14 protein-coding genes are annotated in these 17,923 nt (G+C 36.9%); all 14 read left to right on the top strand.

All coding sequences use genetic code 11. From position 1 onward, the window contains the following. The first annotated feature begins 2 nt into the window (after positions 1 to 2). Positions 3 to 827: a phosphatidate cytidylyltransferase gene (locus tag KH109_RS02700; RefSeq protein WP_295215501.1), complete on the top strand. Its 825-nt coding sequence runs from the start codon at positions 3 to 5 to the stop codon at positions 825 to 827. Between the two features lie 18 nt (positions 828 to 845). After that, complete coding sequence (locus KH109_RS02695) at positions 846 to 1,991, top strand: 1-deoxy-D-xylulose-5-phosphate reductoisomerase (RefSeq protein WP_295215498.1); 1,146 nt, start codon at positions 846 to 848, stop codon at positions 1,989 to 1,991. Between the two features lie 8 nt (positions 1,992 to 1,999). Beyond that, the gene (rseP, locus tag KH109_RS02690) at positions 2,000 to 3,016 is read left to right on the top strand and encodes an RIP metalloprotease RseP (RefSeq protein WP_295215496.1); all 1,017 of its coding nucleotides are present in this window, start codon (positions 2,000 to 2,002) and stop codon (positions 3,014 to 3,016) included. An 18-nt stretch (positions 3,017 to 3,034) separates the two neighbouring features. Beyond that, complete coding sequence (gene ispG, locus KH109_RS02685; protein WP_295215494.1) at positions 3,035 to 4,120, top strand: flavodoxin-dependent (E)-4-hydroxy-3-methylbut-2-enyl-diphosphate synthase; 1,086 nt, start codon at positions 3,035 to 3,037, stop codon at positions 4,118 to 4,120. Beyond that, entirely contained in the window at positions 4,114 to 5,832 is a 1,719-nt protein-coding gene (locus KH109_RS02680; protein WP_295215492.1) for a proline--tRNA ligase, read from the top strand. The genes ispG and KH109_RS02680 overlap by 7 nt, the downstream gene beginning before the upstream one ends. A 117-nt stretch (positions 5,833 to 5,949) precedes the next feature. Next, the gene (locus tag KH109_RS02675) at positions 5,950 to 6,777 is read left to right on the top strand and encodes a PHP domain-containing protein (protein ID WP_295215489.1); all 828 of its coding nucleotides are present in this window, start codon (positions 5,950 to 5,952) and stop codon (positions 6,775 to 6,777) included. Between the two features lie 15 nt (positions 6,778 to 6,792). Beyond that, positions 6,793 to 7,668 carry an Asp23/Gls24 family envelope stress response protein gene (locus KH109_RS02670; RefSeq protein ID WP_295215485.1) on the top strand — a complete coding sequence of 292 codons (876 nt, stop codon included), beginning with the start codon at positions 6,793 to 6,795 and terminating at the stop codon, positions 7,666 to 7,668. An 8-nt stretch (positions 7,669 to 7,676) separates the two neighbouring features. Next, entirely contained in the window at positions 7,677 to 8,993 is a 1,317-nt protein-coding gene (miaB, locus tag KH109_RS02665; protein ID WP_295215482.1) for a tRNA (N6-isopentenyl adenosine(37)-C2)-methylthiotransferase MiaB, read from the top strand. Between the two features lie 2 nt (positions 8,994 to 8,995). Continuing rightward, the gene (gene mutS / locus KH109_RS02660; protein ID WP_295215478.1) at positions 8,996 to 11,629 is read left to right on the top strand and encodes a DNA mismatch repair protein MutS; all 2,634 of its coding nucleotides are present in this window, start codon (positions 8,996 to 8,998) and stop codon (positions 11,627 to 11,629) included. Continuing rightward, positions 11,629 to 13,659 carry a DNA mismatch repair endonuclease MutL gene (gene mutL / locus KH109_RS02655; protein ID WP_295215475.1) on the top strand — a complete coding sequence of 677 codons (2,031 nt, stop codon included), beginning with the start codon at positions 11,629 to 11,631 and terminating at the stop codon, positions 13,657 to 13,659. The genes mutS and mutL overlap by 1 nt, the downstream gene beginning before the upstream one ends. A gap of 1 nt (position 13,660) precedes the next feature. Then, complete coding sequence (locus tag KH109_RS02650; RefSeq protein ID WP_295215472.1) at positions 13,661 to 14,473, top strand: class I SAM-dependent methyltransferase; 813 nt, start codon at positions 13,661 to 13,663, stop codon at positions 14,471 to 14,473. Next, positions 14,470 to 15,399, top strand: coding sequence for a tRNA (adenosine(37)-N6)-dimethylallyltransferase MiaA (gene miaA / locus KH109_RS02645; protein WP_295215469.1), 930 nt, complete (start codon positions 14,470 to 14,472; stop codon positions 15,397 to 15,399). Before KH109_RS02650 ends, miaA begins: the two co-directional genes overlap by 4 nt. Continuing rightward, complete coding sequence (locus KH109_RS02640) at positions 15,396 to 16,634, top strand: methionine gamma-lyase family protein (protein ID WP_295215467.1); 1,239 nt, start codon at positions 15,396 to 15,398, stop codon at positions 16,632 to 16,634. The genes miaA and KH109_RS02640 overlap by 4 nt, the downstream gene beginning before the upstream one ends. A gap of 199 nt (positions 16,635 to 16,833) precedes the next feature. Beyond that, positions 16,834 to 17,895 carry a tRNA 2-thiouridine(34) synthase MnmA gene (gene mnmA / locus KH109_RS02635; protein ID WP_295215465.1) on the top strand — a complete coding sequence of 354 codons (1,062 nt, stop codon included), beginning with the start codon at positions 16,834 to 16,836 and terminating at the stop codon, positions 17,893 to 17,895. Positions 17,896 to 17,923: the final 28 nt, after the last annotated feature.

Here is a 17,923-nt window from a genome sequence, read left to right as displayed (position 1 = left end):
AAATGTTAAAAACACGTGTTATTACCGCTGTTATAGGTTTTATTATTGCCTTAGGGGCCATTACGTTAGGCGGACCAGTATATGATGTTCTTATTACGCTGTTAGCCCTATTAGGGTGGCGTGAGTTTGTTTTGCTCGGTAAGGCTAAACATGTACGCATGTCCATTATATGGGGTTACATCAGTATATTATTATTGATGCTTGCCTTCGCATGTCATCAATATATTCTAGCTATAGCTATTTTAGTATTAAGTTTATTTGCCAATTATATGTTATGTACATTTGGTGCAAATAAATATTCTATGGCTAGCGTATCCTTTAGCTTATTTGGTTTACTATACGTTGGTATTGGCATGATTTCTCTGCTCATGATTCGTCATGATTCTATTTACATGTCTTTATCAATGCCATTTGAACTACATAACTGGGGAACAATTACACTTTGGTTATTATTATTTACTACGTGGGCTAGTGATACTTTTGCTTACTTTTCAGGTCGTGCCTTTGGTAAACGTAAGATTGTACCGTCAATTAGTCCTAATAAAACATTAGAAGGTTTTATTGGTGGTTTTGTAGGCTGTATCATTACAGGCGCAGCATTTTCGTATATCGTTGGTATTCCATGGTGGATGGGCATTCACGTTGGAATGATTAGTGGTATACTTGCACCATTAGGTGATTTATTTGAATCAAAGATTAAGCGATTATGTAATGTGAAAGATTCTGGTACCTTATTACCAGGTCATGGCGGTGTATTGGATCGGTTTGATAGCTTGTTATTTACGGCACCTATTACATTAATTTATATATTACTATTCTCGTTCTAATCTAATAGAGGTAAGCTTATGAAATACCTAAGTATTATTGGCAGTACTGGCTCAATCGGTACACAGACACTAGATGTGGTGTCTCAACATCCAGATCAATTCAAGGTGGTTGCCTTAGTGGCACATCATAATATTGACCTCTTAGAAAAACAAATTAAAGAATATCAGCCATTAGTAGCCGGTCTAGTTGATGAAAGTGCTTTTAAAGAACTACAAGGACGCTATACGGGTCCTACAAAACTTGTGGGCGGTAAGGAAGCACTCATTGCGGCAGCAACGATTCAAGAAGCTACAATGGTTGTTACTGCTATTGTTGGTGCTGCAGGTATTGAACCTACTGTAGAGGCTATAAAGAAACGTAAGACTATAGGTCTAGCTAATAAGGAAACATTAGTTGCTGGTGGACCATTGATTACATCGTTAGCAAAAGAGTATGGCGTACAAATTCTACCTATTGATAGTGAACATAGCGCAATATTCCAGTGTTTAGAAGGGCAAAATCGCGAGAATGTTGATTCCTTGATTGTTACTGCTTCTGGTGGCCCTTTACGCACTTGGGACTCTGATAAAATTCAAACTGCTACAGCTGCTGATTGCCTACGTCATCCAACTTGGAATATGGGCAACAAGATTACGATTGACTCTGCATCTCTATTTAATAAGGGCTTAGAGGTAATTGAAGCCCATTGGCTATTTGGTTTTGATTTTGATCATATTGACGTAGTGGTACATCCACAAAGCATTGTTCATTCAATGATCCGTATGAAGGATGGGGCTATCTTAGCACAAATGGGTAATCCTGATATGAGAGAGCCTATTCAGTATGCTTTGACATATCCTAAACGTGAAACTTTACATATGAATCACCTTGATTTTTCAAAGGTTTTACAATTAGAATTCTTGCCACCTCGATATGATGATTTCCCGGCTCTTCGTCTTGCTTATGAAGTGGGCCGAGCAAGCGGTTTTAAACCAGCTGTGTTTAATGCTGCAAATGAAACTGCAGTTTATGCATTTTTAGATGATAAAATCGCCTTTGGAGATATTTATAAAGTCGTTACATCAGTCCTTGAATCTATGGGACCTGAAGATGACTTTACATTAGACAATTTATTATCCATCGATAGATGGGCTCGTGAAAAGGCCACATCATTGATGGTATAGGAGTATATATGACTACGGCATTAGCCACAATATTTGTATTTGGTTTAATCGTGTTTATTCATGAATTAGGCCATTTTATTACAGCAAAAATGTCAGGTATGCAAGTAGACGAATTTGCCATTGGTTTTGGTCCTGCTATATTTAAGGTACAAAAAGGGGAGACACTATACTCTATTCGTATCATTCCTCTTGGTGGCTTTAACCGTATTGCGGGCATGAGTCCTGATGAGCCTCTAAATGAGCGCTCCTTCTATAATAAATCTGCGTGGAAGAAATTTATTGTTATTTCTGCAGGTGCTGTATTTAACTTTTTATTGGCCATTGTTATTTTCTTTGGCCTTAATGTGACTGTAGGTAATCTTACCTATACAAATGAACCTGTTATTGGCAATATCATTTCTGGTAGCGCCGCTGAACAGGCTCATTTACAAGCTAACGATAGGATTATTACTATTGATGGCAAAAAAATTACTACTTGGGATGACATTCGTCCTAGTTTACAAGGTACAGCCAATCATGGTGTAACTGTCGTTGTAGAACGTGATGGACAATCTGTAGAAACTACAGTAATACCTAAACTAGAACAAGATAGTGTCAAAATTGGTATTTATCCTAGTTTTACTCGTGAAACTTATAGTATTGGCGAATCTATAAGCCTTGCTGTTAGCCGTACAGGACAAACCATAGTTGCTATGCTCAGCGGTTTGTATGATATGATTCGTGGCACTCAAGCTGCTGAATTATCTGGACCCGTTGGAATTTCACAAATGGCTGGCACCATTGCTCAATCTGGCTTTGCACCATTATTAAGTTTTGCTGCATTCCTTAGTATTAATCTTGGGGTTATTAATCTTTTACCACTACCTGTATTAGATGGTGGTCATTTGATTATTATTTTAGCTGAAGCTATAACAGGCCGCAGATTACCTGCTAAAGCTCTCATGTATATTCAAATGGTTGGTGTTGCCTTAATGGTAGCATTGTTCTTATATGTAACGACTCAGGATATTTTCCGATTACTATAAGGCAGATGGGAGATTACAATGATTGTACGTAAACCAACAAATGGTATCTATGTAGGTACAGTTAAAATTGGTGATTATGCACCGGTAAGTATTCAATCTATGATTACTACTGATCCGGTACATACGGAAAAGGCGATTGCTGAAATTAATCGTTTAGCTGAGGCTGGTTGTGAATTAGTTCGCGTTGCTGTTCCTACAATGGAGTCTGCAAAGGCTTTAAAAGCCGTTAGAGCTGGCATTTCTATTCCACTGATTGCCGATATACACTTTGATTATAGATTAGCTTTAGAAGCTATTGAAAATAATGTTGATGGCTTGCGCATTAATCCTGGTAATATTGGGGGCGAAGATAAAGTATTAGCCGTTATTGAAAAGGCTAAACCTAAACAAATCCCAATTCGTATCGGTGTTAATGCAGGTTCTTTACCAAAGCATATTCTCGATGCTCATGGAGGTCATCCTACAGCAGACGGCATGGTAGAAACTGCTTTAGAACACGTAAGAATTCTAGAGAAATTAGACTACCGTCAAATGAAATTATCTATTAAAGCTACAGAAGTCCCTTTAATGGTTGAAGCTTATCGTAAATTATCCGATAAAATTCCTTATCCATTACATTTAGGTGTTACCGAAGCAGGTACTATTAAACAAGGTACTATTAAATCTGCTATGGGGATTGGCTCTTTATTACTCGATGGTATCGGTGATACATTGCGTGTATCTTTAACAGGAGATCCAATTCATGAAATCGAAGTAGGTCGTAGTATTTTAAGTAGCTTAGGCTTACGAAACTTTGGTGCCACTATGATATCTTGTCCTACCTGTGGTCGTTGCCAAGTTAATTTATTTGATATGGCTGGCATTGTAGAGGAACGATTAGCATCTATTAAAGCACCAATTAAGGTAGCTGTAATGGGCTGCGTCGTAAATGGACCAGGGGAGGCTCGTGAAGCTGATTTTGGTATTGCTGGTGGTAATGGTCAAGGTATTGTTTTCCGAAAGGGTGAAGTTATCAAGACTGTACCAGAAGCTGAATTAGTCGATACATTATTTAGAGAAATTGATCAATATTTAGAAAACTTAAATGAGGAGTCTTTATGTTAGCCACTAAATTATATGCACCTACATTGCGTGAGGTTCCATCTGACGCTGATGTAGTTAGCCAACAGCTTATGCTTCGCGCTGGTTTTATGCGTAAAACTGCAAATGGTTTGTATAGCTTTTTGCCATTGGGGTGGAGAAGTATAAAAAAAATTGAAGCCATTGTACGTGAAGAAATGGATCGTGCTAGTGCTCAAGAAATTATGATGCCTATTTTACAACCTGCAGAAATTTGGAAAGAGTCTGGCCGTTGGAATGCATATGGCGCAGAAATGATGCGTATTAATGACCGTCATGATAATGAGTTCTGCTTAGGACCTACTCATGAAGAAATGATCACGACCCTCGTAAAAAACGAAATTAATTCTTATCGTCAATTGCCAGTAAATTTATATCAAATTCAAAGTAAATTCCGTGATGAACGTCGTCCTCGTTATGGTTTGATGCGTAGCCGCGAATTTATTATGAAAGATGCATATTCTTTTGATGTAGATGAAGCTGGTTTAGACGAATCTTATAAATCTATGTATGATGCATATACACGTATTTTTACGCGTTGTGGTCTTACATTCCGTCCTGTAGAAGCTGATAGTGGTGCCATCGGCGGTAGTGGAACACATGAATTTATGGCAATTGCTGAAGCAGGTGAAGCTGATATCGTATATTGTACTAAATGCGACTACGCTGCCAATATCGAAATCGGTAAGCCTGGCATTATGAAGCAAGCAGAGGAAGCTCTTCAAGAGTTATCTGTTGTTGATACTCCAAATGCAAGCACTATTGAAGCTGTTGCCGATATGTTAAATTTACCATTAGAAAAAACGATTAAAGCTGTTGTATTCTCCATTGATGGTAAAGTTGTATTAGCAATTGTTCGTGGTGATCATGAAGTAAATGAAGTGGCAGTCCAACATGCAGTTCTTGGTTCTGTAGAGCCAGAAATGGCTACACCTGAAGAATTAGAAAAAGTTGGCTTAACAGCTGGTTTTATTAGTCCAGTAGGATTAAAACAAACAGAGGAGTTTGCTATTGTTGTGGATGAATCTGTTATGGAAACTTACAATGTTTGTGGCGGTGCCAATAAAAAAGATGCGCATTATGTTAATATCAATCCTAAGCGTGACTTTAATGTAGAAGATATTATTGTTGCTCCAATTCGCTTGATTACTAAGGATGATGTGTGTCCTAAATGTGGTGGTGCATTAGAACATGCTAAGGGTATTGAAGTAGGTCAAGTATTTAAATTGGGTACTAAATATTCTGAAGCATTACAAGCTACATTTTTAGATCAAAATGGTCGTCCTAATCCAATGATTATGGGCTGCTATGGTATCGGTGTATCTCGTACATTAGCTGCAGCTATTGAGCAATACCACGATGAAAATGGTATTATTTGGCCTCGTTCCATTGCTCCATTTGAAGCCGTTATTGTACCGATTAATGCAAAAGATGAAGCTTTGATGTCTACAAGTCAAACTATTTACACTGCATTACAAGAGGCGGGTGTAGATGTATTGCTCGATGATCGTAAAGATCGTGCAGGCGTTAAATTTAAGGATGCTGATTTAATTGGTTATCCACTTCGTATTACAGTAAGTAAAAATACACTTGAAAATAATGAAGTAGAAATTCAAATTCGTAAGTCTGGAGAGGCGCTTCCATGTGCTATTGATTCTGTAGCTACAAAAGTAAAAGAATTACTTCAAAACTTATAATACAATTGCGATTCTAGTGAATGCTCATTAGGGTCGCAATTTTTCTTTCTAAACTTGAATTAATAGACTAAATCAGTCATAATTAAAGGATAGGATATTTGTAATGGGAGGTATTATATGCTTGTAGATTTTCATATGCATTCCGTTTATTCTGATGGTATTGAAACGCCAAAGCAATTATTGCGTCATGCCTTAGATTGCCATGTGTCTATGATGGCTTTAACTGATCATGATGAAATTGATGGCATTAAAGCATTGCGTACTGCTCAACGTGAATTAGATCCTAATAAAACGATTAAAATTATAAACGGCTGTGAATTTAGTGCTGATTATAAAGATAAATCTATTCACATTTTAGGATATTGTTTTGATGAAAATAATAAAGAGTTAAATGATTTTATTACGTTCTTTAAACGAAAACGTGAAGAACGTGTCGATGAAATGATAAGACGCTGTAATAGCGAAGGATATCAAATTACAAAAGAAGAATTAATCAAACAATTTCCTGATACTAAAGCTTATGGACGGCCACATATTGGTAAACTTTTAATTGATGGTGGATATGCTAAGGATGTTAATGAAGTCTTTAGAGGAATTCTTCGTAAGGACAGTCCTTGCTATGTGCCAAAGGTGAAAGTTGAGGTTCAACATATTATTGATATTATTCATAAAGCTGGTGGTTTTGCCGTTATGGCACATCCTAAACTAGTTTCCAGTGATGAATATGTGCTAGAAATGTTAGATTTTGATTTTGATGGTATAGAGGTGTATCATTCAAAACATAATGACGAAGATGTAGAACGATATAAAGCGTTAGCTAAACAGCATAAACTCTTTATTACTGGTGGTTCTGATTACCATGGAATTCCAGGAAAAGAACCAGATAATTTTGGTGATTATTTAGTATCTGGACAAGATGTATCAGAATTTCTTAGTTTGTTATAAACGATGAGGTAGGCTATGGAAGTCATCGCATTTGTAGGTAGTAGTGGCACTGGTAAAAGCCATCGTGCGCTCGTAGTGGCTCATGAAAATCAAATTGAATGTATTATAGATGATGGTATCTTAATTCATGATAATAAAATCGTAGCAGGTTTTTCTGCTAAGAAGGAATCTAGTCGATTAAAAGCAGTTCGCCGCGCTATTTTCCAAGATGAAGTGCAAGTAAAATCTGTTCGGGAACAACTTGATAAAATTAATCCTAATAAACTCATGATTATTGGTACATCTGATAACATGGTTAAGAAAATTACAAAAGCATTAGGACTACAAGATCCTGATCGATATATTCGTATTGAAGATGTTGCTACGCCAAAGGAGATCGAAAAGGCTCAACATGCTCGTCTAAAAGAAGGTAAACATATTATTCCAGTACCAACAATGGAATTAAAACCTCACTTTAGAGGGTATTTAATTGATCCAATTAAAACGATGTGGCGTCGTCGTACCTTGAAAAAACAAGATCAAGATACATTAGGACAAATTGGTTCTGAAGGCTTTGAACGTTCTGTAGTGCGTCCTGCTTTCAGTTATTATGGTCGACTTACCTTTGATGATGATGTAATCATCAAATTAATTCGTAATGGCCTAAAAAAAGTAGCTGGTGTTGATGATTCCAGTGTTATTTCTTTCAAAAAAGGTGATAAAGGCCAAAATGGTCTCGTTGTAGATATGGCTGTTGTTATTGAACATGGTTATCCTGTAAAAACATTAATGCAACAAGTACAAAAATCTGTACGCAATGAGATTGAATACATTACAGGTATGTCTATTGAACGGATGTCCATAAAAGTTAAAAATATTATTGAAACTAAACGTAAGATTGTTAAAGTATAGGAGTTAGAATGAAGTCTTATTATATTTACACCTATGGTTGTCAAATGAATACTGCCGATTCTGAGCGCTTATCGCATCAGCTAGAATCTGTTGGGTATACGCCGACAGAGGACGTGGAAACTGCAGATTTAATTTTATTAAATACTTGTGCAGTGCGTGAGAATGCAGAAACTAAAGTCTATGGCCGCATAGGTGAGCTAATGAGACTAAAGAGAAAAAATAAAAACTTGATTCTTGCTGTTACGGGTTGTATGGCACAAAAGAATCAAGCTGAAATGTTTAAGCGCGCTCCTCATATTGATATTGTCTTAGGGACTCATAATATTCAACATATTAATGAAATGATTGAAGAGGTACAACGGGGACATACACATCAAATTAGTGTAGATATGGATAATACTGTACTTCCTGAATTAGAAGCGAAGCCAAATGGTACATTCTATGCTTGGGTGCCAATTATGAATGGTTGTAATAAGTTCTGTACGTACTGCATCGTTCCTCACGTTCGTGGTAGAGAAATTAGTCGTCCTGTAGAGGCCATCGTAAAAGAAGTAACTGAACTAGGGGCAAAAGGGTTTAAAGAGATCACTTTATTGGGGCAAAATGTAAACTCTTATGGCTTAGATTTTAAAGATGGTACAGATTTTGGTACATTAGTAGACGCTCTCGATGGTATTCCAGGTATTGAACGTATTCGTTATATGACAAGTCATCCTCAAGATATGAGTAAATCTATGATAGATGCCCTTGGTCGTTCTTCTAACATTGTTACACACTTACATTTACCAATTCAATCTGGATCAGATCGCATTCTTAAAAAGATGAATCGACACTATACAGTAGAGCATTATAAAGAATTACTTTCCTACTGTCGTGAGAAGATTAAAGATGTAGTAGTTACTACAGATATTATTGTAGGCTTCCCAGGGGAAACAGAGGAAGATTTCCAAGCTACATTACAATTATTGAAAGATGTACGTTATGATATGGCGTATACTTTCATCTATTCTAAACGTTCTGGTACGCCAGCAGCGACTATGGATGATCAAGTTCCGGAAGAGGTTAAACGCGTGCGTTTACAAACATTGATGGACGTACAAAATGAAATCTCTTATGAACTAAATAAACCTATGGAAGGGCAAGTGTTTGATATTATTGTAGAGGGGCCAAGTCCTCGCGATGAAGATATGTGGTTTGGTCGTACTTCGGGGAATAAAATGGTGTTATTCCCGAAAGACGATTCTTTATCAATTGGTGAAACAGTACCAGCATATATTGATAAAGCACAAACTTGGGTTTGCTACGGTACAATACAAAAGGGGTAAGTATGGCAAAAAAGCAAACACCTATGATGGAGCAGTATTTAGATATTAAATCTAGGTATTCTGAAGAATTACTGTTCTTTCGTTTAGGTGACTTTTATGAATTATTTAATGATGATGCATTAATTGCATCTCGTGAACTTAATATAACCTTAACCGGTCGCCCAACAGGAGATGAGGAACGCACACCAATGTGTGGCGTTCCTTTTCATGCTGCTGAAAGTTATATAGAAACATTGGTAAAAAAAGGTTATAAGGTTGCTATTTGTGAACAATTAGAAGATCCCAAAGCAGTCAAGGGTATCGTTAAGCGTGACGTTATTAAAGTTATTACACCGGGAACTGTAATGACTGAAAATGGTAATGATGCACGGTCAAACAACTTTTTATCATTATTTTACATGGTAAAAGATGCATGGATACTTGTATTTTCAGATGTATCTACTGGGGAGGTTATTTGGCATCGTACTACTGATTGTGAAAAACGAAGTGATATGTTTGATGCGCTCAGCATGTATCGTCCAAGTGAAATTATATTGCCTGAAGGAACTGTATTACCGCAAGATATAAAAGACTTTATGGATAATCAATTCAGCAATATTGTATTATCTCCGTTTAGTACATATCATACACAACGAGAGGTCGCGGAAAAAGCAGTTACTCACTTTGGTGATTTAGGCCTTATGGAAGAGGATGTATGGGAAGCATTAGGGTATATGCTTCTATATTTAGAAGAAATTATTAAGTCTGAAATTTCCCATATTAATTATGTTCATCAATTGAGTGTAGGTAATCGTCTTATTTTAGATACATCTTCTTTGCGCCATTTAGAAATTACTCATAACTTACGTGATGGTGGTCAAAAAGGTACATTACTTGATGTACTTGATCGCACATTAACACCAATGGGGGCGCGCCTATTAAAGCAATGGCTTGAAAGTCCGTTGACTGATGTAAATCAAATTCAACGTAGACAAGCTGCCGTGGCAGAACTCATTACACGTGGAGCAGAGCGGTCTAATATCCGTAGCTTACTAGATTGTATTTATGATTTTGAACGTATTGTAGGTCGTGTGGAAACTGGTTCTGTTTCACCTAGAGATTTAACAGCACTTCGCGAATCATTAGCTGTTTTACCTGACATTAAAAACCTCTTAAGTACATGTGCAAGTTTATCATTAACGTCTATTAATGACCGCATTCAAGACCATAAAGATATTTATGATTTATTATGTCGTGCTATTGCAGATCAACCAGCATTGACATTAAAAGAAGGTCGCGTCATTAAAGATGGTTTTAATCCAGATTTAGATGAACTACGTTCTTTAGCTACTAATAGCGAGCAGTGGCTAGCTAAGATGGAAGCAGATATCAAAGAAGCTACCGGTTTATCTAAAATTAAAACTGGTTATAATAAAGTCTTTGGATATTACTTTGAAGTGTCACATAATAAATCTGAACAAGTACCTGATTACTTTATTCGAAAGCAAACTTTAGCTAACGCGGAGCGTTATATTACGCCTGAGTTAAAGGAGTTTGAAATCAAAATTCTTAGCGCTAAAGACAAGATAATCGCTTTAGAGTATGAATTATACCAACAGCTACGAAATGATATAAAACTTGTCATTAAAGATGTACAAGAAACAGCTCGTGCTCTTGCTGAGCTTGATGTATTGTGTTCTTTGGCACTAGTAGGTTACGAAGAGAATTATATTTGTCCTACTATCGTAATGAATGGTCAAATCAATATTCGAGATGGTCGCCATCCTGTAATTGAGAAATTCTTGAAGCGTGAAGTTTTTGTACCAAATGATATAGTTCTAAATCATGATGATGAAGAATTCTTACTCATTACGGGTCCTAACATGGCCGGCAAATCAACATATATGCGTCAAGCTGCTATTTTGATGATTATGGCACAAATCGGTTCCTTTATTCCTGCCCGTGAAGCATCTATTTCTCCAGTAGATCGTATCTTTACACGTGTAGGTGCTAGTGATGATATTTCTACTGGCCAAAGTACGTTCATGGTAGAAATGAAAGAGGTAGCCTATATTTTAGAGAATGCTACACATAACAGCTTAATCATTTTAGATGAAATTGGTCGTGGTACGAGTACCTTTGATGGTTTAAGTATTGCCCAAGCTGTAGTAGAGCATATTTGTAAACACATTCACGGCAAGACATTATTCGCTACTCATTACCATGAACTGATTTGTTTAGAGGAAAGCTATAGTAAACTAAAAAATTACACTGTGGCTGTTAAAGAAAAAGGTAAAGATGTTGCCTTCTTGCGCCGCATTATCAAAGGTGGTGCAGATCGAAGCTATGGTATTCATGTAGCTAGATTGGCAGGCTTACCAAACTCTGTATTAAAACGGGCAGAAGTGATTTTGGAATCGCTGGAAGACCAAAGTCATGATACTAGTGATTTAAATAATCGTGTGATTGGAGCTCAACCTAATAATGTAGTGAAGGCTGTTACTAAACAAGTTAATGATTCTCCATTAGGCAATTTATTTACACATTCAGTGGTCGATAGTCTGCTAGAAGTAGATGTAATGAGCATGACACCGATTGAAGCATTAAATAAATTATATGAACTACAAGAGGAGGCTCGTAAAGGAGGCGGGAAATAATGGCAACCATTCATGTATTGGATGAAACCACAATCAATAAAATAGCTGCTGGAGAAGTTGTGGAACGTCCCGCATCAGTTATTAAAGAGCTCATCGAAAACTCAATTGATGCTTCTGCTACCAATATTGAGGTTGAAATTGGCGATGGTGGTGTAGCCTATATGCGGATTACCGATAATGGTATTGGTATGACGGAAGAGGATGCACGCCTAGCAATTTTGCGTCATGCCACCTCTAAAATACAACAAGTAGAGGATCTATTTGATATTGCTTCTCTAGGCTTCCGTGGTGAGGCATTGGCTAGTATTGCCTCTGTATCTCATTTCTCGTTGACTACACGAAAAGCAGACTCTGATTTAGGAACTCGTATTACTGTTGACGGTGGTACTTTTACCGATTGTATTCCTTATGGTGCTGCACCAGGTACGACTATTGAAATAAGAGATTTGTTCTACAATACGCCAGCCCGTCGCAAATTCTTGAAATCTGAGCGTACCGAATCTTCTAAAATTCAAGATATTGTAGGCAAACTTGCCCTTAGCAATCCACATATTTCTTTTAAACTTATCGTAGATGATCGGGTAGCTATAATTACACCTGGCAATGGTAATATTGGTGATACGGTAGCTGCATTATATGGATATAAAACAAAGGATGATATTTTCACTGTTGCCTACGAAAGTGATTCTATTTATATCGATGGTGTAGTGAGTAAACCGACCCTTCTTAAAAGTACTAGAATTTGGCAAACTATTATCGTCAATAACCGTGTTATTTCTGATAAAACCATTATGAAGGCTATTGATAATGCATACCATGCACTATTACCGAAAAATGGTCATCCGTTAGTGGTTCTAAATATTACAGTGCCTGCAGGAATGGTTGATATTAACGTACACCCTCGTAAGAGTGAAGTAAAATTCTCTGATGATAAGATTATATTTAAAGCCGTTTATCACGGTATTTTAAATGCTCTCAATAATCCACTTCATGAGCGATATGAACGGGAGTCTTCTGCCTATATGGGCATAAGTGAGTCATTATCAAAAGATAGTAGTAATACTCACAATACGGCTATCAACCAAAGTGATGACAATACTAATATGTCTAATGGAACTAGTAACTATGATTCTTATAGAACACCTTCTGTTGTTCACGACGATATGCAATCTGCAGAACATATAGCTACTGCTGTAGATTATGATAAAGTATTTGGTGGTCGCCGTACTAAAGGGTACGAAGTTATGCGTGGCGAAACTACCCAGTTTGTAGAGAATCTTAAAGCTAAGGGATATACACCACCTGCACCAAAGGCTACTTTTGAACAATCTTCCTTTATAGATGAAAGTTTCGACGCTGTTCCTAAGGAATACACTAGTTATACTAAAGAGGATATAGAACGTTTTAAGTCTCTATCTCAAGATATACGTGAACAAGATAGTGAGGAACGAACTATACAAAACTCTGGATTCTTACCTATGGGCCAAGTTGCGTCTTGTTATATTTTGGCTAAAAAGGGTGATGATCTCTATATTATAGATCAACATGCTGCACATGAACGTGTCCGTTATGACAAGCTATGTAAGTCTTCTGAATCTATTCCAATGCAATCTATATTAGTTCCTCAATATAACGAGGCTACAGATGATGAAATGAATTTGGTAGAGGAAGAACGAGAAACCTTACTTGATCTTGGCTTTGATGTAGAGTTAGGTGGTCCTACGAAAATCAAATTAGTAGGGGCTCCTGTAGATTTAGTAGAGTCAAAGGCTTTTGAAATTCTCCAATATGTATTCTCTTACTTGCATGAACATCAACAGCCTACTAAGGCTCAGTTACGTCATGAAATGCTAGCTTATGCATCTTGTAGAGGGGCCATTAAGGCAGGTCATAATTTAAATATGTATCAAATGACTACCTTAATTGAGGATTTATTTAGTACTGAAAAACCGTACGTATGTCCTCATGGTCGTCCAACGATTATAAAATTTACGCCTGATGAATTAGGTAAGTTATTCTTACGGTCTTAATATGAATATTGTAACAACAGCTCAAAAATCTAATGAGGCCATTCAAGAGGAAGCCAAAATATTGGCTTCCTCTATGCATATGACCTATATAAAACGAGGTAAATCATCGATACCTGCTTTATTCGGTAAGTATCGATGCGAATATATTGCGGTTCTTGCTGGTTCTGGATTAACTATTCATTTCCCAGAACATCAACAACATACCTTTCATTTGTCTATGGCTCAATTGCGTATATTACGTTTACAACGCGGTGAAGCTGATCATCTAATTAATGCGGTACAAGTCATATTAGATAAAAAAGGATTATCTAATAGAGATAGATTTACGTTTTTAGACTGTACAATTGGTCTTGGTAGTGACAGTATTGTAGTGAGTTATGGTTACCCACAGGCTCAAATAACTGGCCTAGAAGGGTCTTTACCTATTTGGCTTGCCACTAGTCATGGTTTAGCTCATTATATTCATAGTGATGATAGTGTAACGAATGCATTACGACGCATTAAGGTAAATCACGATACCTTTGAACACTATTTACCAAATTTACCTGACAATAGTATTGATATCATTTATTTTGATCCTATGTTTGAAGTTCCTGTAGAGGAAAGTCCTCAATTCAAACCTCTTCGAGGACATACTGTGGAAAGTCATATAGATGATAAAATCATGGCACAGGCTATGCGTGTAGCCACTTATGGTGTTATTATTAAAGAACGACCATTTAGTTCGGTCTTTCAAAACTATCCACCCCATCAATGGGTGGGTGGAAAATATAGTCGTATAGGCTATGGTGTATATATGAAGGAGTTAATGTGAATCCCTTAATTACCATTGTTGGACCAACGGCGGTAGGTAAAACAGATCTTACCTTGGATTTAGCAGAACATCTACATGCTGAGGTTATTTCTGGTGATGCTTACCAAGTATATAAACAACTCAATATTGGTACCGCTAAACCATCGGTGGATGAACTTAACCGTGTGAAACATCATCTTATCGATATATTAGAACCAAATGATTCCTATTCAGTATCTATTTTCCAAAATCAAGCTAAAGAGATAATTGGTAGATTAAATGACAGGAATATTCTACCTATTCTGTCTGGTGGTACAGGGTTATATGTTCAATCGTTATTAGAGAACTATAACTTTAATGACGTTAAGCCTGATGAAAGTTTACGGTTAGAACTAGATGAGCTATTTAATGCTAAAGGTATTGATGGTTTACGAGAATATGCTTTCACCTTAGGTAAAGAACATAATATAGAAATTCAATATAGTGATAAGCATCGTTTATATCGAGCTATTGAAATATTGCATCATGGCGATGTAGATTCGTTACGTAATCAGACAAAAGATGGTGTATCTTATAAAGGACCTGTTATTGGTCTTATGAGAGAGCGAGATAAGTTATATGAACGCATTAATTTACGGGTTGATATGATGTTTGATGCAGGTTTAATTGAAGAAGTTGAGGAGCTTGTTAAGTCTGGTGTAAACCCTGAGTGCCAAGCCTTTAAAGGTATTGGTTATAAAGAGGTTGTAGACTATATAAATGGCAGTATTAACCTTGATGAATGTAGAGTTTTAATCAAGAAAAACACTCGTCATTTTGCAAAGCGCCAAATCACTTGGTATAAGCGCATGCCATATATTGAATGGATTCATATTGATAATAATACATCTAAAGATTTTATATTTAATAAAGCTATGGAATTAATTCGTAGAGAAGGATTAGCATGACATTAGAAGAAATACGTAGTAAAGCCCTTGAGATGGCTGAACCTGAATTTAAAAAGTTTGAACCTATTGCGTTAGCCAATACTAAAAAAGTATTAGAAGCATTTAAAGAGTGCCAAGTTTCTGATTATCATTTTACAGGTACTACTGGTTATGGTTATAACGATGTGGGCCGTGAGAAGTTAGACGAAGTATTCGCCTATGTATTTAAAGGTGAAAAAGCTATTGTTCGTCCTCATTTTGTATCTGGCACACATGCACTAGCAACAACTTTGATTTCTTTAATGGGGAATGGTTCAAAAGGGGCTGAATTTATCTATGCAGTAGGGGCACCTTACGATACGATGCAATCTGTTATCGGTGCATCCCGTAAAGTGCGTGGGTCTCTCGTAGAAAAGGGATTTACCTATACTGAGGTACCTTTGAAAGATAATACTTATGATGTAGATGCCATTGTTAATGCTGTTAATGATAATACGCGTGTGGTCGTGATTCAACGCTCTCGTGGTTATAGTACGCGCGAACCATTATCTATTGCTGATATTAAAATTATTGTAGATGCTGTAAAAGCTAAAAATCCTAATACGATTTGTTTTGTAGATAATTGCTATGGTGAGTTTACAGAGCTTCAAGAGCCTTTAGAAGCAGGTGCAGATATTATGGCTGGTTCTCTCATTAAGAATGCAGGGGGTGGTTTAGCACCAACAGGTGGCTATATCGTAGGTCGTGAAGACTTAGTTGAAGATGCAGCCTATCAATTGACTGCTCCAGGACTTGGTGATCATATGGGTTCTTATGCGCCTGGTTACCGTTTATTCTTCCAAGGCTTGTTTATGGCTCCTCATGTAGTATTACAAGCTCTTAAAGGGGCTGTATATACGGCTGCAGTAGGTGAATTGTTAGGATATGATGTCTTCCCTAAGGTAAATGCTGATCGCTATGATTTAATTCAAGCTATTAATCTAAAAAATGGAGAAGAAATGGAGCACTTCTGTGTAGGTATGCAAGCATATTCTCCGGTAGATGCTCACGTACATCCTATTCCTGGTGATATGCCTGGGTACGAAGATAAAATTATCATGGCCGGTGGTACCTTTGTACAAGGCTCTTCTATTGAATTAAGTGCTGATGGGCCTGTTCGTCCTCCGTATACGATTTTCATGCAAGGTGGCTTAGTATTTGAACATTCCATGCTAGGTATTTTAGGTGCTGCAGAAGAATTACTAAAACATAGATAATAATTAGAATCTCTTTCTTTTGATGAAAGGGATTCTTTTTATTTCAAATCTTTTCAATGTACCTAATTCTAGGCTATAATATAAGTTGCTATAATTTCATAGCAATACTACTCGGACTTTTACACCGAACTAGTGTTTTACACGTCAGGCTTTCACCCTGATTAGTTTTATGATCAAGAGATCATTAAAAGGAGAAAGTATGGAAAAAGTTATCGCTGTAGCTATGAGTGGTGGCGTAGATAGTTCTTTAACGGCTGCAATGCTACTAAAACAAGGCTATAAAGTATTTGGTATTACCCTATGGCTGTGGGTGAGTGGTACACCTTATGATTCAGTGCCCCTCGCTGTAACAGATGCTAAGAAGATGTGTGATTTTCTTGGCATTGAGCATCATGTTATTGATGCTCGTGATGTATTCTACGATAATGTAGTAGATTACTTCGTAAAAGAATATGCCTATGGTCGCACACCAAATCCTTGTGTATTCTGTAATAAAAATATCAAATTTGATTTGATGCTCAATCGTGCTCTTGAACTTGGGGCCACACATATGGTTACTGGTCATTATGCACAGGTTAATTATAATGAAGAAACAGGTTTATATGAATTACATAAAGGCGTTGATCCTACCAAAGATCAAAGTTATGTTATGTACAATATGAACCAACGAATTTTGAGTCATCTTATGTTCCCACTAGGTGGACAATGTAAAACTGAAACACGTAAACTAGCTGCTGAATATGATTTACCAGTAGCTAAAAAACCAGATAGTGTAGATATTTGTTTCTTGCCTCATGGTAACTACCAAAAGCTTGTAGTAGAAGAAATGAAGGACAAACCAAAGTCTGGTAATATCGTTACTGAAGATGGCGAAGTATTAGGTAAGCATACTGGCTTATTTAATTACACTATTGGTCAACGTAAAGGCCTTGGTATTGCATATAAGCATCCATTATACGTTATTGGCTTTAATGGGGAGCGCAATGAGGTCATCGTAGGTCCTAATGAACGACTCTTTACAAATCGTATGATTTGCAAGTTCTATAATTTCTTAGATGATACAATTCATAAAGAATTAAAGGCGGAAGGTAAAATTCGCTACGCTGCGAACCCTTCTCCATGTACTGCACGTATCTTAGATGATGATACGATGGAAGTTATCTTCGAAGAACCACAACGGGCTATTACACCAGGTCAGTCCGTAGCCTTTTATAATGGCACTCAATTATTAGGAGGTGCTGTTATCGATCGCGTATGTTAGAAAGGAGAATACAAGTTCCTTGAACTTG

This window comes from Veillonella sp., assembly GCF_018381775.1.
In the GTDB taxonomy this organism is placed as follows: Bacteria; Bacillota; Negativicutes; order Veillonellales; family Veillonellaceae; genus Veillonella.
Note: the sequence above shows the minus strand (reverse complement) of the source record. Positions and strands in the feature narration are given on the sequence as shown.